The 19,685-nt window shown below is 33.7% G+C and carries 16 protein-coding genes and 1 pseudogene; 8 read left to right on the forward strand and 9 right to left on the reverse strand.

The genetic code is table 11. The features are described from left to right. Positions 1 to 329 precede the first annotated feature (329 nt). The 8 genes from P700755_RS16945 to P700755_RS16975 all read right to left on the reverse strand — a co-directional run bounded on the left by P700755_RS16945 (position 330) and on the right by P700755_RS16975 (position 8,951). Positions 330 to 1,742: a peroxiredoxin family protein gene (locus P700755_RS16945; RefSeq protein WP_041758483.1), complete on the reverse strand. Its 1,413-nt coding sequence runs from the start codon at positions 1,740 to 1,742 to the stop codon at positions 330 to 332. Then, positions 1,739 to 1,873, reverse strand: a complete 135-nt coding sequence (locus P700755_RS21405) for a MutS N-terminal domain-containing protein (RefSeq protein ID WP_157609433.1) — start codon at positions 1,871 to 1,873, stop codon at positions 1,739 to 1,741. The genes P700755_RS16945 and P700755_RS21405 overlap by 4 nt, the downstream gene beginning before the upstream one ends. Positions 1,874 to 1,902: 29 nt before the next feature. Next, positions 1,903 to 4,647 carry an FISUMP domain-containing protein gene (locus P700755_RS18865; RefSeq protein WP_157609329.1) on the reverse strand — a complete coding sequence of 915 codons (2,745 nt, stop codon included), beginning with the start codon at positions 4,645 to 4,647 and terminating at the stop codon, positions 1,903 to 1,905. Positions 4,648 to 4,839: 192 nt separating this feature from the next. Then, positions 4,840 to 5,172, reverse strand: a complete 333-nt coding sequence (locus tag P700755_RS16955; protein ID WP_015025850.1) for a hypothetical protein — start codon at positions 5,170 to 5,172, stop codon at positions 4,840 to 4,842. A gap of 313 nt (positions 5,173 to 5,485) precedes the next feature. Beyond that, positions 5,486 to 5,815, reverse strand: a complete 330-nt coding sequence (locus tag P700755_RS16960; RefSeq protein ID WP_015025851.1) for a hypothetical protein — start codon at positions 5,813 to 5,815, stop codon at positions 5,486 to 5,488. Between the two features lie 438 nt (positions 5,816 to 6,253). After that, a complete protein-coding gene (locus P700755_RS16965) occupies positions 6,254 to 7,057 on the reverse strand; it encodes a response regulator transcription factor (protein WP_015025852.1) in 804 nt (267 codons plus the stop codon). Positions 7,058 to 7,059: 2 nt separating this feature from the next. Beyond that, positions 7,060 to 8,352 carry a sensor histidine kinase gene (locus tag P700755_RS16970; RefSeq protein WP_015025853.1) on the reverse strand — a complete coding sequence of 431 codons (1,293 nt, stop codon included), beginning with the start codon at positions 8,350 to 8,352 and terminating at the stop codon, positions 7,060 to 7,062. Between the two features lie 209 nt (positions 8,353 to 8,561). Further along, positions 8,562 to 8,951: a hypothetical protein gene (locus tag P700755_RS16975; RefSeq protein ID WP_015025854.1), complete on the reverse strand. Its 390-nt coding sequence runs from the start codon at positions 8,949 to 8,951 to the stop codon at positions 8,562 to 8,564. Between the two features lie 19 nt (positions 8,952 to 8,970). Between P700755_RS16975 and P700755_RS16980 the strand changes: the two genes are divergently transcribed. The 6 genes and pseudogenes from P700755_RS16980 (at position 8,971) to P700755_RS17005 (ending at position 14,718) form a co-directional block, all read left to right on the forward strand. Then, positions 8,971 to 9,480: a hypothetical protein gene (locus P700755_RS16980; protein WP_041758485.1), complete on the forward strand. Its 510-nt coding sequence runs from the start codon at positions 8,971 to 8,973 to the stop codon at positions 9,478 to 9,480. A gap of 613 nt (positions 9,481 to 10,093) precedes the next feature. Further along, positions 10,094 to 10,684 (forward strand): annotated as a pseudogene (locus P700755_RS16985) (DUF933 domain-containing protein); the annotation flags it as partial. A 95-nt stretch (positions 10,685 to 10,779) separates the two neighbouring features. After that, positions 10,780 to 12,111, forward strand: coding sequence for a DEAD/DEAH box helicase (locus P700755_RS16990; protein ID WP_015025856.1), 1,332 nt, complete (start codon positions 10,780 to 10,782; stop codon positions 12,109 to 12,111). Positions 12,112 to 12,116: 5 nt separating this feature from the next. Further along, positions 12,117 to 13,448, forward strand: coding sequence for a DEAD/DEAH box helicase (locus P700755_RS16995; RefSeq protein WP_015025857.1), 1,332 nt, complete (start codon positions 12,117 to 12,119; stop codon positions 13,446 to 13,448). Between the two features lie 633 nt (positions 13,449 to 14,081). Beyond that, positions 14,082 to 14,438: a type II toxin-antitoxin system RelE/ParE family toxin gene (locus P700755_RS17000; protein ID WP_015025858.1), complete on the forward strand. Its 357-nt coding sequence runs from the start codon at positions 14,082 to 14,084 to the stop codon at positions 14,436 to 14,438. Further along, positions 14,428 to 14,718 carry a helix-turn-helix domain-containing protein gene (locus P700755_RS17005; protein WP_015025859.1) on the forward strand — a complete coding sequence of 97 codons (291 nt, stop codon included), beginning with the start codon at positions 14,428 to 14,430 and terminating at the stop codon, positions 14,716 to 14,718. The genes P700755_RS17000 and P700755_RS17005 overlap by 11 nt, the downstream gene beginning before the upstream one ends. A gap of 951 nt (positions 14,719 to 15,669) precedes the next feature. On the opposite strand, the gene P700755_RS17010 is transcribed toward P700755_RS17005, so the two are convergent. Next, positions 15,670 to 16,422: an arylesterase gene (locus P700755_RS17010; RefSeq protein WP_015025861.1), complete on the reverse strand. Its 753-nt coding sequence runs from the start codon at positions 16,420 to 16,422 to the stop codon at positions 15,670 to 15,672. A 24-nt stretch (positions 16,423 to 16,446) separates the two neighbouring features. Between P700755_RS17010 and P700755_RS17015 the strand changes: the two genes are divergently transcribed. Continuing rightward, on the forward strand, positions 16,447 to 17,136 hold the full coding sequence (locus P700755_RS17015; protein WP_015025862.1) for an ABC transporter ATP-binding protein: 690 nt from the start codon (positions 16,447 to 16,449) through the stop codon (positions 17,134 to 17,136). 47 nt (positions 17,137 to 17,183) lie between these two features. Next, positions 17,184 to 19,679 (forward strand): ABC transporter permease, encoded by a 2,496-nt coding sequence (locus P700755_RS17020; protein WP_015025863.1) that lies wholly within the window; start codon positions 17,184 to 17,186, stop codon positions 19,677 to 19,679. Positions 19,680 to 19,685 lie beyond the last annotated feature (6 nt).

The following is a 19,685-nucleotide window of genomic DNA, read 5'->3' on the forward strand; positions in this document are numbered from 1 at the left end:
TATTTAAAGACTAAATCTACATTAGATATTAAAAGCAAATAGTTTGCTTTCATTTTGACTGGCTTCATCATCATCGCTACTACGGGAAATAATAGTTAAAAACAGGATCGAAAGTGTTATGAGTCTTTTCATTTCTAAAACTATTAAAATATTCGTTTTATTTAAGATTTAGTTTTTTAGTCTATTCCTCAGCTAATATTACCCTGATTATAGGTTTTTGTTTTTATGAGTGCTAAAACAAATAGCTTTTTCAATAAGGTCTTATCTTACCGATTACAAGAATAATTAGCTTATTCTAGGCAACTACCATTTTTTTAGTGTTGGATATCTTATTTATTTCCCTGCACCAAATACCAATCCACCCAGGAGTCTAATTGTTGCACTGAATTTGGACGAAGTATGATCTCTCTTTTGTCATCCAATAAATAGATAGTTGGAGTGGCAAATACATGGTAATTTTTCACAATAGAACCTTTCCATTTTTTATAATCACAGATGCTGATAAATGGAAAAACTTTGGCAAAATTTTTAAATATTTTCTCGTCTTCGTCTAATGACACAAAGACCACTTCAACGCCTTGTGCTTTCCATTTTGCATACGATTTTGCTATTTTCGGAAGTTCTTCCACGCATTTGGGGCACCAACTGGCTCCAAATACCACCGCCACGTATTTACTTTTGAGATCTGACAATTTTTTGGGCAAAGCATCTTTATTGTAACCTGGAGCCACAAGGTCTCCGCTTAACTGAATATTAGGTGCCATATTTCCTATTTTCATGGCACGGTAGCTCTCTAGCTGCATGGCAAGGTTATCATCAATGGTGCAGTTTACTTCATTCAATACCTTTATTGCTAAGTATTCCGATGATGTAAACAGGCTGCGTTCCTCCAGCAGTTTAAATAAATACTCTGTAATTCCATTCAGCTTTTGATCATCTGATAAAAGGTTCTTTATCAAATGATCAATAGATTTATTCATTGCAATATAAACTGAATCTAAAGAACGACTGCTGCTTTCTATGAGCCAGAAATGGCTTTTGATGGTTTCTTTGAGCAATCCACTTTTATATAAACGGTCGTCTGTATAATCCAACTCTCGGAATGCTGTAATGGTTTGGGGTATTTCTTTTGTGCGATATTGGGCAATAGTAGACACCGAACTCACCAATTTGCGAAGGGGCAAATAATAACTTACGTAAGAACCTTCGGGTAAACCTGCCAAAAACAAACGGTCTTCACTTATAATGCGTTGTTTTTCATTTGTTATTGCCTGTTTGGTAACCTTATGAACGACAAAAAGCGAATCTTTTCTGTAAATTTTTGAGAGGTAATCCCATGCACTCAAAGTTTGTTCTCTTCGTGGATGTTCTAAGGCGTATTGCTCAAACAGTTTATTTTCGTCACTCTCAACTATTTCAATGCTCTCAGCAAAAGCAAAACTTTCTCCTTTTACCTTTAAACCTTTACCTTTCTCCTTTTTTCCTGATAAAATTACAACAAAGCTTTTATTGTCTTCTGACGAAAGATAAGCCATGCCAAAGTCGGTAGTGCCGAAAGACAACTGAAATTGTCCTTTTCCATTGGCTTGAATGCTGTCAATAAGATAAGTGTCAAAACCCTCAAAACCTACAAGTTTAATTTGTTGCCTGGCAAGGCCAGGAAATGTGCCTGTAATACTGTTTTGTGAATATGCATAAATACAAGTAAACAATAAAATAATAAAAGGTAGTATTTTCTTCATGAAAACCATTTTAAATTTTTCAAAAAAACCATCGCATCTTCATTGTAACATTTGTAGAACAAACCCTCCCTGTAAAGGGTTACAGTTTTCAGGCAGGCCTGTCGAAGTTTTTGTCTATCGGCAAGCCATATGTTAAGTTATTGGCAAAAGTTTATTCTGCTCAATTTTCAATGCAACGACATGATGATCCGCCATTTTTTGGAGAATTACTATTACCAAGTTGACCACTATCAGTTCTAACAAAGAACTTTTGAGAATTTTGTGTGTTTAATTCTCTACTAATATGAAAACTTGCGGATATTCCTAAATTAAAAAATGTACCATTACTTCCATTGCGCCCACCGCTTGGTAATGCATTAAACTCTGTTTCATTAGTCGCATTTTCGTTTGGTGGTTGCCATAATGTGGTTCCAACTTGTTTTAAACTTCCACCTGTAAAATTAACACCATAATTTGCATTCAAATAGTTACCAAGTTCCGCTTTTTCTGCTGAACTTGGTACGTGCCATCCGACTGGACAAATACCCTGTACATTATTGTCAGATACATCGCCTCTTATTACAGCACCAAATGTATATAATGCTCCATAGATGTTTTTATTTGATACATCATCGTTGTACCAACAAAATGAAGTATTAGTATTATCATTTAATTGATTTCCCCAATCTGTATCTGAAGTTACAAGTGTCAGAGGAGTACCATCAGAATATTGAGTTACTTTCAAATTTTCTGCCATCCAAACTTGATTTCCTATTTGAACAGTTTGATAAACATTTCCATCAATATCAGTAACTGTAATACTGCTGTCTGTTGTTGTAAATGACCAAATAGGACTTTCCGCCAAAATATCATTGCTACTGCTTATTGTTTGAACTTTCCAGTAATAGGGTGTTGCCTCTTGTAAGTTGGAGTAATTTAATGTATTTACGTTTGCATCAAGGTTAAATACGGTGTTTGGATTTGAATTTGTATCGAAATATACTTTAAATGTTGCATCAGTTGGCGTGTTGTTTCCTTCTGTAAAAGATAGATTGCCGTTTAGGCTTATATTGGTAGAATTGTCGTTTGGTATTGGATTATACGCAGGTTCTGTAGTGCTAGAACTATTTAATGTTGTAAAACTTATTTCATTACCATAAGCAGTTCCTTCACTATTTGTGGCATAAGCTTTTACGTAGTAAGTTGTGTTTGCCGTTAAACCAGTCATATTACTTGTAAATACACCTGTTCCAGTTCCATCATTTGATGTAATGTCTGCTGTTGTTGGATTTGGTGTTGTACTGTAACAGATACCTTTTACTGTTACGGCATTTCCACCGTCATCTGTAACATTTCCGCCACTTGTGGCAGAGTTTTGTGTTATGCCAGTTATTGAATTTGTTGTAAGTGTAAGTACTGATGGTGAATCGTTAAACTCAAAACTAAAAATAGAACTTTTTGAAATTATTACATCATCATTATTTTTAGCAAATACTTTCCAAAAATAAGTGCCGTTAGCAGGTGTATCTGTTAATGTATAGGTGAGACTACTTGAAGTGCCAACAACATCTAAATTTGTTTCCGAAGTACCCATAAATACCTCATAGGTTACAGGTTCAGAAATAGTAGATGACCATTCAAAAACAATAGGACTGGTATTGAGTACTTCATTATCTAAAGGACTTATATTTTCAAGACTTGATAAATAATAAGTTCCTTGACCAAGTTGTATGTAATCTGAATCCCATAAAGTAGAATCGTAATCTACATCCATAAAAGTGCCCATTACATTTACATTTGCTTCTGCATTTAACTCAAAAAAATACCCATAATCCCAATTGATCTGTGGTAATTCAGTATTTACATTAGCATTAAAACGAAGATTGGAATCTAGAAAAATACCAGCATTCGCTGTATCGTAGGAGGTAAATGCTAAGGTTAGTCCTACTCCTATGTATGGAGATACTGATAATTCGATAGAACCATTAAATGAGTTTTCGGTAGTTATACTTACTGGTGGTGAAGCCTGAATAAGTTGCCATTGGTCATTTGCATTATCATAATTAATGGTAGAGAATGCTGTAATATTTGTTTCGTTTGAAACAGAAACTGCAGCTGTAATATTACCATCTGCACCCATTCTTAGCACTAGGAAAGCATTAACAGCAATTGAGGTTGGCAAACCCAATGTTAAAGGTACTTTTGCTAATTCAAAAGGTTCACTAGAGATATCAAATTCTTGCGTATTGCTCAACGTATTAACTGCTTTGAGCTTTAAGTACATTGATAAATTGAATATTTTTGGAGTAAAAGGTACTGAACTAAAAATAAATATAGAATTATTTTCTTCTATTTCAAATGTGCCATCCCAAATAAGTTGGTCGTTGGTTGTTTCATAGTTACCATCATCGTCATATAATACCGTATTTATTTCAAACGCCTGCAAGTCATCACTGTAAGAAACACTTATTGGTCTTTGTGTAGATTTTAAAGATTTAGATTTATTTACGGGTATAAAATTATCATAATCAATTTCTGCTTTTACATCAATAGATACTTCTTCATAAATTTCATCAAACCTTGCTTGTTTTATTTGAAAAGTAATTACATCACCTTCTTTAGAAATATCTGTAATTTCTCTTGCAAATCCATTAGGTGCATTTTGTGATTTCCCACTAACAAAAAATTGACCAATTTGTAGGTTGTGTATTTTTTCTGTAGTGGTATTTATCACTATTTGGTTTGCAGTTACACTGTTAATATCTTCAGTAATATCTACAATGACTGTGCCTTCTGTTAATTTTGTGAAATTATTTTCATTAATAATTTCGACCTCTTTAATTGGTTCAAGTACTGTCACGTCATCATCCTTCTCACATCCGCTAATAAAAATTAATAACACAAGTAGGTAAAGTAATTTTTTCATAATGTTGAATTTATAGGTGAAGTATTCTAATGACAATATGCTGTTATTTAAAATTTTGAATAACAGCATATCGGTATTTGTAAATTAATTTTTCATTTCATTTTCATTTACCTACTTCAAAATTTAGTTGGCTTTTAGGCTTATTCCCAACGCATTTTATACAATTAAACACAGTTACTTAAAGGTTTAATGTTATTTTTTTGCGTAAATCCTGTTTAAGGATTTAAATGTTCCATTACTGTCAATTATTAGAGTTTCCTTTTCAAATCCATAGTCAATGGTTAGAAAGCCATCTTGACATTCGCAAATATGGGTAGAACTATTTTTATCTCTAGATAAAGTTTTTTTAATTAGTATTATTTTATCCCCTTTTTTTTTGAAATCTCTTACTAAATTTCCTTTTCCAAAATATCCACTTTCAGTATTTGCCCATTTTCCAATAAATTCATCACAGGATTTAGTATTGCTATTTTTACAACTTAGCGTAATTGAGAAGGTAATAAATAATAATATTTTTGTTTTCATTTGGTATTTATTTATTAGTTATTGTCAATAGGAATGAGATTTTAATTGAAACAGATTTTCCATCGTTTTTTACTGGCTCACCTATTATTTGCTTTAATATTATCTTTATGACAAGATTTGAAAATCAGACTTAATTAATATATCTTCAAATTGCTTATCTGAAGTGACATTAAGACTTATTATAATTCAATTACTCCCATTATAGTATATGGATTATTTTTATATTCTATGGTCGTAAAAAGTATAAGATAACTGTCAAATTGAAATAAGTGCTATTAAAGTCTTAGACTTTCTCATTGTAAATTATTTTCAGTTATTTGTATCTAATTACAATACCTGAAATACTTCCAATATCTTCCGTAACATTTATAATTGCATTACCTCCAATTGATGCTGCTTTTTCTTTTAATGCTTGTTGTATTTTATTTTCAGCCCTTTTTATAGCCATATTACTATATTTATCGGCACTTACTCTTCCTATTTCATCATATTCTTTATTGGGTTTTTTGCTTAAAAATATTTCAATAGAATTTGAGTCTGTCTGTTCATATTTCACATCAGAAGTACGCATAACAGAAGAAGTTTTACATGAATTTAGACTTATAATTCCTAGAAATGCAATTAAAAAAAGAATTTTTTTCATAATAATTAGATTTATTTATATTACAACACCTACTTCAAAATTCAGTTGGCTTTTCGGTTTATTCCCAACATTATGTATTTATCAAATAAAATAGTTCTATTTAAGTAACAACGTTCGTATTTATTATGTTATCGATAAAAAAAAAATGATATTCGGATAGATTTTGATGAAAGTTTGTCTTTAAGTCGTGGAAATGGTCTCGAATAATGACTAACGTTTTTAAATATTACGAAAATAAGTTACAGGGTGTTTTGGTTTTTAGCTCTCCTCTTAATTTTGCTTTCGATAACAAAACCTTATCTTAAATAAATTGTGAGATATTATTAACTAGATAATTACCAATAACCGTAGTATTTAATTACCAAAAGTTAAATAATAGCAAACAAACTACAATACCAATTAGGACAACTAGTACAAAAACCAATGAAAATAAAACATTTATGAATGATAAAGAGACACTAATCTTTTTTCAAAGGCCTTGGCGTAAGTTCTTTTTATTCTCAATTCTTGACCCATTATGGAAATTCTTGATCCATTAATTCTACCTTCTAGTATTTCTGGTGAAATATTGACAATATAGCTTTCGTTTATTCTTACAAAGTAAGGTGGAATGTGTTTTAAGAGTTCTTTTAAAGAAGATTTCAAAAAGTAATATTCTTTATCTAGGGTTTTAAACCAGAGGTAGTTCACCCTTAGGTCTTCTAGCTCTTCATCTTCATTTAGATAAGGGGTAACCGTAAAAAAAGCAATTTTCTTATAAGGTACTGGAACTTTGGTTACCGCACCTCTCCCGTACTCTTTTACTTCATCTAAATAACCTACTAAGCCAATAAGTGCATCTTTTTCTGTAGTAAATAAATTGTTTTGTTTTTTATGCAAAACGGTGTGGATTGCTCTTGTAACCTCCTCTATATTTAAGCGAGGTTTAGTTTTTACAATAAATTGTTCGTGATTAGTATGTAAGCCTTTCGCAAAAGTAAAATCATCTTCTAAATCGGTGACGTAAATAAAAGGTATCTTATATTGAGAATGAAGTACTTTTCCTAAATCTATTCCGTCTTTTATACCTTGCAAATCAATATCCAACAACACTATATCTGGAGTATTTTCTTTAATTCTTAGTATAGCTTCATCAAAGGTTTTTGTGTATTTATCAACGGTAAAATTTTGCTTTACAAGCGCTCTTCTCAATCGTTCGTACAATGCTGACTGGTCTTCTACAATAAGTATATGTGCTTTCATATTTATTTAGGAAATTTTATAGTTAAAGCAACCCCATTGTTATTTGTTAATGCAAAGTTGCCATTAAGTTGTTCAGCTAGGAGTTTGATAATGCGAAGACCAAATGATTCTGTAGTTTCAATATCAAAATTTTCAGGTAAACCTTTTCCGTTATCCGAAAGTGCCAATTCGTATGTATTGCCTTTATCGTTTATTTCAATTTTAACTATTCCTGCATTAGTATCAAAAGCGTATTTGTAGGAATTGGTTAAAAATTCGTTGATAATCAAGCCTACGGGAAAGGATTTATCTGCATGTAAATTAAGTTTGCCTTGTATCGACTTTTCGATGCTAATGTTTTCATTTGAAAAGGAGTTAGCAACATTGCTTGATAAAGTGTCAATGTATTTCTTTAGGTTGAGATTTGTTACATCCTCATTTTTGTATAATTGCTGATGCACCTCATTTATACTATTTATCCTGTTTTGTAATTCAGTTAGTTTTTTTGAAAATTTACCATCAGCAAATTCCTCTTTAGCCACTTCTATAAAGGTATCTATTATGGATAAATTGTTTTTTACACGGTGATGCAACTCTTTTTGTAAAGACTCAATTACCTCTTTTTGTTTTTTTGTTTTTTTAAGAGTAAAAAACAATATAATACAAATAATTAATATAATTATTATAGAAATAGATGTCAACAATAAGGTATTTTTTTTAGATTGTATCTCACTTTCATTGAGGTCTTGTTCTGTTTTTGAATTAAAAAATAATTCATCTGCTGCTCTTTTTTGATTTCTCACTTGTAAGCTATCTGTGAAATTTTTATAAAAATTAGTTTTTATGCTATCCTTAAATTTAACCCAGTTTAACAAACTTGTTTTAATAGCATTTTTGTCATTTGATTTAAAAGCAATTTCCTGCTTCAATTTTAAAATTCTTTCTCTAGTTTTACTATCATAATCTTTTATGTTTTCTATATCAATTTTTGCTTGCTCGTAATCTTTATCGCTAAAACTACTAAGAGCTCTCGTGAAATTTTCAACATTAATTGTATCAGATAGTTTTTTGAGAGTTGCTAATTTTTCAATATAAACATCTGTTTCTTGTTTGTTCTGTTGCAATGAATGAGTGTAAATTAAATCCTGAGCAGTAACTCTTTTTAGTAAAATATTATTAGTATATGTGGCGACAGTATGGCTAACAGTTAATAAAGCAATCGCAAAAGGTATTTCACCCTCATTTATAAGCGTTTGGGCAATACCATGTTTAAGTTCAATTTGAAGTTCAGGTATTGTAACTTTATGTATAATCATATGATTGATACCTTCTTTAAAATGGTTTACTGCTTCGTAAGTATCGTAGTGTACATTATATATATTTCCAAGTCCTATGCATGCTAATGCATAGCTCTCGGAAAACGAATTTGCACCACATTTTTTAGCTTTTATAAAATGTTCTATTGATAATGAAAATTTTTCTTGTTTAGCATATATTTTAGCGATTTTATTATGAGACTTACAGATTATTTCCTTATTTGCATAAGAGTATACTGATGCATTTCATTAAAAGAATCTATAGCTTCTTTATAATTTTGAGTAATCATGAATAGTGATCCTTTTAAAAAATTAGCACGTAGAACTAAATCAGAAATAATACTATCAGTTTGGTTTATTTTTTTTGTTTCGGTAAGTATAAAATCTAGAATCTCTTGCCCTTTTTCAGTTTGTTGTAATAAGCGCATGTCGTTAAACCCTACTTCTAAAATACTATCAAGTAGTTTGACTTTTGCATTTGTAGAGGTATTGGATTCAAGCTTGCTGTAAAGAGTTTCAATTTGATTTTGAGAAAATGCAAGTGAAATAAAAAGTATATTGCAACTTATGAAAAACGCATTTTTTTTTGTTATTTGCATAATTATATGGTTAATCTGTTTGACTTGTAATACTGCTACTACAAAAGAAAATGTTAAAACGTATCTAGATAATGAATATAACTATAAATATTTAAATAAAATTGTTCATTTTAAATATAATAAAGAAGATGTCATATATTGTGAAAACCGTATAAAATTAAATGAAAATGTTATTTTTCAGTTTTCTTCTTTTTCTGGAAGTCCTGATGAACGGATTAATCATCCTTATAAAGACCAAAGTAAATTAATAAAGGAGCGAAAAGAATTGTCTACAAATTACGTAGGTTTGATTCTTCGATTTAAAAGTGTAGACTCCCTAGCTTTTAGTTATGGTAGAGAATTTTTTTATGCCTTTTGTTCTTACAAAATAGATTTTCACACTTGTTTTTATGATAATAATTCATTAATCTTACATTTAGAAGACTCAGATTCTATAAAGAAAATACAATTTAAAATGAAAAAAAGTTATTTAAATACCATACGGGTTGAGTCTATTTTGAACCCTCTTATTACATCAAATGAAAATTGATTAATAGCTTTAGCTTCCTATTTAATTTAAAAAAAATTGAGTCCTGTTCCGCAAAGTTTGCAACTTTAAAGTTCTTAAGTAAACTTTCCAACAATTTCAAAATCTCAACCTAAAATTCCAACTTAAAACACCTATTATGTTATAAGCTCCATCCCAGCCAAAAGAGTAAATACTCCCTTGTAAAAATATTTTAAGTCAAAACGCAGCTTTACAGAGGCTTATCCTAAGGCCTACTATAAAGAAGGGTAACTTATAATTAAATTAAGATTATGGTAAATACCAAAGACGGAAGTAGCAGAGCAGCGAACATTATTAAAAATTGAATTAGAGCGAGGACTGCTCTTCAATTTTTAGGCACCTAGGAACAATTATACAATCCAGATCTTAAAGCTGTCAAGTTTGCCCACTTTAAAAAAGAAAGTGAAATTTTAGTCACACCAAATTCGGTATTTTTAAAAATTTAATATCGCAGCGAGTGAATAAAAAAATAACTGCGTTAGAAGTTAAATAATGTGATATATCTATTTTTAATAAAAAAGAGGAAGACTATATTTCTTTAACGGATAGTGCTCGTATTAAAAATAAAGACGATCCAAAGGATGTAGTGATAATTGGTTTGGAAACTGGCAAGTCGGTGAGGGCTTTAGAAATTTCTGAAGAAGATCGTGAGGATATTGTAAAGCCCATGCAGCTCATTACCGATAAGCCTGTGATGTATGTCTGTAATGTTGATGAAGGCTCTGCCGTGAATGGCAATGCGCACGTAGATCGTGTGATGGCATCGGTAACTGACGAAGATGCGGAAGTTTTGGTTCTTGCTGTCGGTATTGAAGCCGATATTGCAGAATTGGAGGACTATGAGGAACGTAAGCTTTTCCTTGAAGATATTGGTTTAGAAGAGGCAGGTGCTGGAAAATTGATTCGCTCGGCTTATAGATTGTTAAATCAACAGACTTATTTTACCGTTGGAAAGAAAGAAGTGATAGCATGGACAGTAAAAGTAGGAGCAACGGCACCACAAACAGCTGGAGTGATACACTCAGACTTTGAGCACGGCTTTATTCGAGCAGAGGTTATCAAATTTGATGATTTTGTGCACTTTGGCAGTGAAGCAAAAATAAGAGATGCTGGTAAACTTAGCGTTGAAGGTAAGGAGTACATCGTGAAAGATGGTGATATTATGAATTTTAGATTTAACGTGTAGAACATCACACCCTATAGAGCTAGAGCCCCAGTTCAAAATTTGAACTGGGGCTTTTTTGGGCTTATAAAAGGTTACCTTTGCAAAAATATTTTTTTATGTCAAAACAGTTTTTAGATTTAGGAATTAATGAGCACTTACAGCGGAGTTTAGTCGACTTGCAGATTTCTGTTCCTACTGAAGTCCAAGAAAAGACCATTCCTGTTGTCCTAAATCAAAACGAAGATCTAGTGGTTTTGTCAAAAACAGGATCAGGAAAAACCGCTGCTTTTGGCTTGCCTTTATTACAATTGATCGATACTGAAAACACCTCTATACAGACGCTTATCTTAGCGCCTACTAGAGAATTAGGTCAACAGATTTATAATAATCTCATCTCTTTTGCTAGTTGGAGTGACCAAATACATATCGCCTCCTTATGTGGTGGTACACCCATAAAACCTCAAATCGAGAACCTAAACAGCACAACCCATCTTGTGGTGGCTACACCTGGGCGATTGCTTGATCTCATAAAACGCGAGGCCATTGATTTAAAGCATTTAAAATATGTTGTATTGGACGAGGCTGATGAAATGTTAAGTGCCCTAAAATTTGAAGTGGATACCATTATAAAAGCCATACCAAAGACCAGAAGAACGCTCTTATTTACGGCGACTATGTCAGGGACGGTTAAACAATTGGTACAGAATTATATGTCGAAAGACCTTGTTACCATAGAAGTGGATACAACCACTCTAGGACATCAGGGGATCGACCATCATTATGTGGTTGTAGAGCCGATTGAAAAGCTAGACGTTTTGCTGCATTTTTTAAATTCTAAAGGGGGTGAGCGTGGTATTATATTTTGTAAAACCAAAGCAGCAGTGAATAAACTCGCTAAGAAATTGGCCATTAATAAATTCTCTTCAGGAGCTATACACGGTAGTTTAACCCAAGGTATTCGGGACCGTATTATGGGTCAATTTAGAGAAGGTCATATCGATATTCTAGTGGCAACCGATTTAGCTGCGCGTGGTATTGATGTTAAGGAAGTGTCCTATGTTGTCAATTATCATTTGCCCGATACTTATGAAGCTTATGTCCATAGAAGTGGGCGTACGGCTAGAGCAGGAGCAAAGGGACTTTCATTAACGATTTTGCAACACGAAGAAATTGCAGAGATTACTGATTTTGAAAATGAATTGGGCATTGTCTTTCATAAATTTAAAAAAGCGGATGCCCAAAGCATAGAAGAAAACAATGCGTTATTATGGGCCAAAAAAATATTTAAAACCAAACCAAATAGAGAGGTTTCCGAAGAGTTTAAAACGAAGATCAAAACGGTATTCCATCATTTAACCAAAGAAGAACTCGTCGATAAAGTACTAGCACATCACTTGGCTCAGTCCAGTACTGAGCACTCAACGTCTGACCGTTCTAAAAAGAAATAAGCATTATGGCAAATCATATAAAATCACAAGAGGATATTTTGCGAAAATTAAATATCCAAGTCTTGAATCCTATGCAGGAGGAAGCGATTCCTTTAATTGAAAACACCACTAATACCATTCTATTATCACCAACAGGAACCGGTAAAACCTTGGCGTTTTCATTGCCTTTATTAACTATTTTAGACCCTGAATCTCCAGATGTCCAAGTCTTAATATTGGTGCCATCAAGAGAATTGGCGATTCAAATTGAGCAAGTGATTCGCACGATGGGATCTGGTTATAAAGTCAATGCGGTGTACGGGGGCAGACCTGTCTCCAAAGACAAAATTGAAATCAAACATAACCCTGCTATTTTAATCGGAACCCCCGGTAGAATCTTAGATCATTTCAATAGTGAGCGTTTTTCTAAGACCAGCATCCAAACTCTAATTTTAGATGAGTTTGATAAATCTTTAGAAGTCGGTTTTGAGGAAGAAATGAAGGCTATTATCAGTCAGTTGCCAAACCTTAACAAACGGGTGTTAACCTCTGCAACACAGAGCCTTTCTATTCCTGGTTTTGTAAGATTGGATAAGCCTAGCATCGTTAACTATTTGAACAAAAAAACACCATCCAAGTTAACCATTAAAACAGTGATTTCTCCAAGTCAGAGTAAGTTAAAAACACTGGTAGATTTAGTACATCATCTTGGCAATGCGCCTGGAATTGTGTTTTGTAATTTAAGAGATAGCATAGATGAAGTAAGTTCTTATTTAAATCGACAAAACATCAGTCATGCCTGTTTTTCCGGGGTGATGGAACAAAAGGATAGAGAACGGGCTTTGATAAAATTCAGAAATGGGAGCTCACAGATCTTAGTGGCTACAGATTTAGCTGCTCGCGGTATCGATATCCCAGAACTGAAATTCATTATTCATTATGAACTCCCACGTCATGAAGAAGAGTTTATACATAGAAATGGGAGAACAGCCAGAGTGAACTCTAAAGGAACAGCTTATATATTAAAATGGGAACGGGAGTCTTTACCTGAATTTATTAAAGATGTGAAAGGTATTGATGTCTCTTCGAAATCGTCACAAAAAATACAGTCGAAGCCCCAATATTGGGAGACTTTGTTTATTTCTGGTGGGCGAAAAGATAAAATTTCCAAAGGGGATATTGCAGGATTGTTCTTCAAACAAGGCGGTCTAAACAAAGATCAATTGGGAAACATCGAGCTTAAGCCAGATTGTGCATTTGTTGCTATCCCGCTAAGTCTAGCTGATGAATTGGTAGAAAAGTTAAGCAATTCACGTCTAAAGAAAAAGAAGGTGAGGATCTCAGTGCTTGAAAGTTAATTCTAAATTAAGAATTAAGAATTTTAAATTGATTTTTAAGCCATAAATAATTTAAGGTGAATAATTTTTAATTATAAATTTTTAATTGATTTTATATAGTAGATAAGTTGAGGTGAATCATTTAAAATGAGTGTGCTATTTCACGAAAAGCAAACAAAGAAAAAAATGCAAAGAAGTGCAAAGGAGAAAATTAACTTTAATTGATTCTTTGTGGCCTTTGCGAAAAACTTAGCGGCCTTTGTGTGAAACTTTTTTAATACGCGACTTCAATTCATTATCAATAAAAAATGATTGGGAATAATGAATTCACTTTAAGCGACTAGTAAGTTAGGGTGGATCACTTAAATCAGTTTACTATTTCACGCAAAGCAAACAAAGAGAAAAACGCAAAGAAGAAATTGTCATTTACTAATATTTTGAGGCCTTTGCGATTAATCTAGCGCTTTTGCGTGGAGTGTTTTTAATATTCGACTTCAATTCATTATTTGTAAAAATAGAATTTAGATTTATACAGTTTAATTTTTGTCCTGTTAAGGTTTAAATATAGTTTTAAAACAAACCCAGAAAAACTTGAACTTCAAATTTGACATCCAGAATTTTGAAAATAGTAACTTTTAAGTTACTTTTGACGTAATGGAAAAAGTCAGGCAAGTAATACAATATAAAAATTATTTCGAGAAGTTTCTACTTGCTCAACCGAAAAAGGTTCAGGACAAAATATTTAAGGTTATTGAAATAATCGAAACCTATCAGCACGTGCCGAAAACATATTTGGCGCCAATGAAAACTGACAAAGGACTATTTGAAGCCCGAATAAAATTAGGCTCAAATATTTGGCGAGTTTTTTGTTTCTTCGACAAAGGTAAGTTAGTTATACTCTTAAACGGGTTTACCAAAAAGACGCAGAAAACACCGAAAAAAGAAATCGACAAAGCAGTCCGATTAATGAAAGAGTATTATGAAGAAAAAAACAAAGGGAATGGAAACTAAAAGTTGGAAAGAAATAAAGAACACAGTTTACGGAAAAAAAGGCACTGAACGTAGAGACGAACTCGATAGAGATTTTGAATCTTTTAAAATTGGTTTACTATTACGAAATGCACGCGAAGAAAAAAATCTTACTCAAGAGCAACTTGGTGAACTAATTGACAAAAAGCGAACTTATATTTCACGCGTGGAAAATAATGGTAGTAATCTGACTTTAAAAACCTTATTTGACATCGTTGAGAAAGGACTTGGTGGAAAAGTAAATATTTCAATCGAAGTCTGATATAAAGTAAGTTTTACAACAATGTAGATTATGAGTAGGGCGATTTAACTTAAATCAGTTTACTATTTCACGCAAAGCAAACAAAGAGAAAAAGCAAAGAAGCGCAAAGGAGAAACTACCATTTTCTTAATATTTTGCTGCCTTAGTGAAATTTATTTAAAAACTGAAATTTGGCTCATTATCAATAAAAAATGATTGGGAATAATGAATTCACTTTAAGTCACTAATGAGTTAGGGTGGATCACTTAAATCAGTTTACTATTTCACGCAAAGTAGACAAAGAGAAAAAGCAAAGGAGCGCAAAGGAGAAACTACCCTTTTCTTAATATTTTGCGGCCTTTGCGGAAAACTTAGCGCTCTTTGCGTGAAGCTTCTTTAATTCGCGACTTCAATTCATTATCAATAAAAATAGAATTTAAATTTATACTGTTTAATTTTGTCCTGTTAAGGACTAAATATAGGATAAACAAGCACTACTTATTTTAAAAGTGCCTTTAGGTACTTTATATGCAATACCTAAAGGCATTGTTGTTAACAGAAGATAGTTTTTACCAACGTTTAGTCCCTAAAGGGACAATTCAAAATAAAAAAAACTTTTCTCAAACGTGGATAGCTTTTTAGAAAACCAAAACTTTTACTGCCTTTGCGAAAAACTTAGCGCCCTTTGTGTGAAACTTTTTTAATTCGTGACTTCAATTCATTATCAATAAAAAAATATTGAGAATAAAGAATTTACTTTAATCCACTAATAAATTAGGGTAAATCATTTAAAATCTGTTTGTTATTTCACGCAAAGCAAACAAAGAGAAAAACGCAAAGAATCTCAAACGAGAAAATTAACTTTAGCTGATTCTTTCCTGCCTTTGAGATTAACTTAGTGCCCTTTGCGTGAAACGTTTTTAGAATTGAACTTCAATTCATCATCAACACTAACAAATTAAAAATTCCTAATTATTCCAACATCGGTTTTAAGACTTCCCAGACTGTATGGGCTACTATTTTATGACCATCAACTGTTGGGTGGATGCCATCACTTTGATTGAGTTCGGCGATACCGCCAACATCTTTTAAGATAAAAGGAATAAAGGCGAGATTATTGGCTTCGGCTAATTCAGAAAACAGCTCTCTGAATTCGGTAGTGTACTTTTGCCCCATGTTCGGTGGCAGTTGCATACCAGCAAGAATAACCTTTGTCTTCGGACTTTTTTCTTTTACAGTTCTTATAATCGCTTGAAGGTTAGACCGCGTTTCAGATAAAGGAACTCCCCGTAAGCCATCATTTGCTCCAAGCTCCAATAGAAAAATATCGATATCTTGATTCAAGACCCAGTCAATTCGGCTTTTACCACCCGCTGTTGTTTCTCCGCTTAAGCCTGAATTAACAACTATATATTTTAAATTCAAAGAATCAATTTTTTCTTGTAATACAGCAGGGAAAGCATCATTGCTATCCTCCAATCCATAGCCAGCTGTAATACTATCTCCAAAGCATAAGATGGTTTCAGTATTATTTTCTGAAGCTTCAGCAAGTTGGGATGGTTTGGTTTGTTGCGTTGCTGTTTCTTCTTGTGTCGTTTTTTTCTTTTTATCACTACCACAACCCAAGATTAAAATCAAGGGAATAATATAACAAAGCCTTATGAGTTTCTGCATAGCGGAAGTTGGTAAGATTAGATTCATTTGTCTATTTTGAGCCTCTGACATAATTGTCATTTTAATTAAAATTATATGCCAAAGATATTGAAGATTACTGGGCTAGAAAAGACTTATTCCAGCGGTCACAAAGAATTAACGGTCTTGCAAAACATCTCTTTTGAGGTTGAAAAAGGACAAACCTTTTCTATTGTGGGACCTTCTGGAAGTGGAAAAACAACCTTACTAGGCTTGTGTGCAGGATTAGATAATCCAAATGCAGGAAGTGTGGAGTTATGTGGTCAGGATTTAAGTCACTTAAACGAAGACCAAAGGGCCCAATTACGGAATAAGGAAGTGGGTTTTATTTTCCAGAACTTTCAACTGCTGCCAACGCTCACTGCTCTTGAGAATGTAAGTGTTCCTCTAGAATTACAAGGAGATAAAGCCGCAGCCAAAAAAAGTATGGTTTTATTGGAAAAAGTGGGTTTAGCTGACCGTTCAGATCATTATCCATCTCAGCTTTCAGGTGGTGAACAGCAACGTGTTGCTTTAGCCAGAGCCTTTGCCAATGCACCTTCTATTTTATTTGCTGATGAACCTACAGGAAACTTAGATGAGGAAACTGGAGAAAAAGTAATCAAACTATTATTCGATTTAAACAAAGAAGCAGGAACGACGCTGGTGATTATTTCGCATGATTTAGAGTTGGCCAACCGAACCCAGCAAATATTGCGTCTGAAAGGCGGACAAGTGTTAACCAATCAACGCACAGAAGTGCTGTAAATTCACACCCCTTTCCTATGAATCAAAATACAAAATGGCTCTTTAAGATGGCATGGCGTGATGCCAAGGCAAGTAGAGTGCGTCTGCTTTTATTTATGGCCTCTATTATCTTAGGTATTGCTGCAGTGGTCTCCATACAACTGTTCAGCATTAATCTTAAAGACAATATACAACTCCAGTCTAAAGCCTTGATGGGTGCCGATTATATTATCGATAGTAGGAAACAACCTACAGAACGTGCTCAAGCGATCATAGACTCCCTAAACCCTGATGCTTCTGAAGTCAACTTTGTGTCGATGATTGCCTTTCCCAAAAGTGGAGGTACCAAACTGGTAAAGGTTCGTGCTTTAAAAGGAGACTTTCCTTTTTACGGTACGATTGATACCGAACCTGCCTCAGCAGCAAGTACTTATCAAGATTCGGGTGGAGCATTGGTTGATGCGACTTTATTACTTCAGTTTGACATCCAACCGGGAGATTCTATAAAAGTAGGAGAACTCACCCTCCCCATTGCAGGCGCTTTAAAGGCTATTCCTGGGACTACGGCAATTTCAACCTCTGTAGCTCCATCAGTAATCATTCCAAATCGGTTTGTAGAAAGCACGGAACTCCTTCAATTTGGCAGTCGCAAGGAATATCAATTCTTTTACAAAGCATCAGATACTTTAAATTTAAGTCAGTTTGAGGAGAAAATAAACCCTATGCTGGAGGCAGAAAATTCAGATTTAGACACGCATACCAGCACTAGCGAACGTTTAGGAAACCGTTATGATAATGTAGGAAAATTTTTATATCTAGCAGCATTTATAGCTTTGCTTTTAGGCTGTGTGGGTATCGCTAGTTCTGTTCATATTTATATCAAAGAAAAACTGAGAGCCATTGCCGTTTTAAAATGTATGGGAGCGTCCAGAAAGCAAAGCTTTCTTATTTTCCTAATTCAAATTGCGGGTATTGGAGTTACTGGTGGCTTGGTGGGTTCGCTTATTGGGGTAGGACTTCAGGTTTTATTTCCCTATATCTTACAAGAGTTTCTTCCGTTTGCGGTTGAAATAAGTATCTCTTTCCAACCCATACTTATTGGTGTTTTTCTAGGGCTGTTTATGTCGGTTTTATTTGCGCTTTTACCATTGCTTAGAACCTGGTATGTATCGCCTTTAGAAGTGTTACGCATTAATGAAAAAGCTTCGCAGGGTCCAAAAAAGGCAAGATTTTTCGTATTCGCTGGGATCCTCATATTTCTGTTTTTATTTTCATTGTGGTTACTCGAGGATATACTTTATGCATTCGGTTTTGTTGGTGCTACGCTAATTACATTTGCTGTTTTAGCTGGGACTGCTTTGCTGAGTATGAAACTCATTAGAACCTATTTCCCAAAACGCTGGGGGTTTATTTCGCGCCAAAGTTTGCTAAATTTATTTAGGCCAAATAATCAGACTGTCGTGTTGGTGGTCGCCATCGGTTTAGGGACATTTTTGATCAGTACCTTATACTTTACCAAAGATATTTTATTGGCAAAAACCGATATTGAGCAATCGGCAGAAACTGCCAATATGATCATTTTAGATTTGCAAACCGATCAGCGTGATGCTGTAGAACAACAACTTATTGAGAATGATTTGCCCACTCTTGATAACATTTCGCTGGTGACTATGCGAATGCAAAAAATTAAAGATCAGCAAGTGAATGAGATACGACAGGATTCGACAAGCCAGATTCGCGGTTGGATTTTAAACCATGAGTTTAGAACTACCTATCGCGACACCTTGATTGATTCAGAAGAAATTATAGAAGGGGAGTGGATCCCAGAGTTAGAGTCTGGAGATCCGGTAAAGATTTCTATTTCAGATAATCTTGCCGAAGATGCAAAGTTAAGAGTTGGCGATGCCGTTGTTTTTAATGTGCAAGGTGTGCTTATGGAAACTACCGTGGGCAGTATTCGTAAAGTAGACTGGGGACAAATTCAGCTTAATTTTAGCATTGTATTTCCCAAGGGTGTCTTAGAGAAAGCTCCACAGTTCAATGTGATTACCACCGCTGTGCCAGATGAGGAAGCTTCAGCAAAATTACAGCGGAATTTGGTGGCCAAATTCCCTAATGTGTCGGTGATAGATTTGCGACAGGTGTACACCATTTTGGAAGATATTCTAGATAAGATTTCTTGGATCATCAATTTTATGGCTTTCTTTAGTATCCTTACGGGCATTATCGTTTTGATAGGTTCTGTACGAACCAGTAAATACCAACGCATTAAAGAAAGTGTCTTACTGCGAACTTTGGGCGCAAAAAACACACAGATCTTAAAAATAACTGCTTTGGAATATCTGTTTTTAGGATTGCTAGGGAGTTTAGTTGGAATTTTGTTGGCTTTAGTGAGTAGCTTCTGTTTAGCGCTACTTGTTTTCAAGGAACCCTTTGTGCCTTCCTTGATTCCCTTTTTAGTCTTTTTACCAGGCATTACCCTTTTGGTTTTAGTGATTGGCTTGAGCAATATTCAAACTGTCTTACGCAGTTCACCTTTGGAGGTTTTGCGAAAAGAAGGTTAGTAGTGG

It is taken from the genome of Psychroflexus torquis ATCC 700755, from assembly GCF_000153485.2.
Taxonomy (GTDB): Bacteria; Bacteroidota; Bacteroidia; order Flavobacteriales; family Flavobacteriaceae; genus Psychroflexus; species Psychroflexus torquis.

Bases quoted from the DNA above. Each gene is read 5' to 3' on its own strand.
- P700755_RS16945 (WP_041758483.1), bottom strand. From the start codon at position 1,742: ATGAAGAAAATACTACCTTTTATTATTTTATTGTTTACTTGTATTTAT.
- P700755_RS18865 (WP_157609329.1), bottom strand. From the start codon at position 4,647: ATGAAAAAATTACTTTACCTACTTGTGTTATTAATTTTTATTAGCGGA.
- P700755_RS16955 (WP_015025850.1), bottom strand. From the start codon at position 5,172: ATGAAAACAAAAATATTATTATTTATTACCTTCTCAATTACGCTAAGT.
- P700755_RS16960 (WP_015025851.1), bottom strand. From the start codon at position 5,815: ATGAAAAAAATTCTTTTTTTAATTGCATTTCTAGGAATTATAAGTCTA.
- P700755_RS16965 (WP_015025852.1), bottom strand. From the start codon at position 7,057: ATGAAAGCACATATACTTATTGTAGAAGACCAGTCAGCATTGTACGAA.
- P700755_RS16970 (WP_015025853.1), bottom strand. From the start codon at position 8,352: ATGATTATACATAAAGTTACAATACCTGAACTTCAAATTGAACTTAAA.
- P700755_RS16975 (WP_015025854.1), bottom strand. From the start codon at position 8,951: ATGCAAATAACAAAAAAAAATGCGTTTTTCATAAGTTGCAATATACTT.
- P700755_RS16990 (WP_015025856.1), top strand. From the start codon at position 10,780: ATGTCAAAACAGTTTTTAGATTTAGGAATTAATGAGCACTTACAGCGG.
- P700755_RS16995 (WP_015025857.1), top strand. From the start codon at position 12,117: ATGGCAAATCATATAAAATCACAAGAGGATATTTTGCGAAAATTAAAT.
- P700755_RS17000 (WP_015025858.1), top strand. From the start codon at position 14,082: ATGGAAAAAGTCAGGCAAGTAATACAATATAAAAATTATTTCGAGAAG.
- P700755_RS17005 (WP_015025859.1), top strand. From the start codon at position 14,428: ATGGAAACTAAAAGTTGGAAAGAAATAAAGAACACAGTTTACGGAAAA.
- P700755_RS17010 (WP_015025861.1), bottom strand. From the start codon at position 16,422: ATGTCAGAGGCTCAAAATAGACAAATGAATCTAATCTTACCAACTTCC.
- P700755_RS17015 (WP_015025862.1), top strand. From the start codon at position 16,447: ATGCCAAAGATATTGAAGATTACTGGGCTAGAAAAGACTTATTCCAGC.
- P700755_RS17020 (WP_015025863.1), top strand. From the start codon at position 17,184: ATGGCATGGCGTGATGCCAAGGCAAGTAGAGTGCGTCTGCTTTTATTT.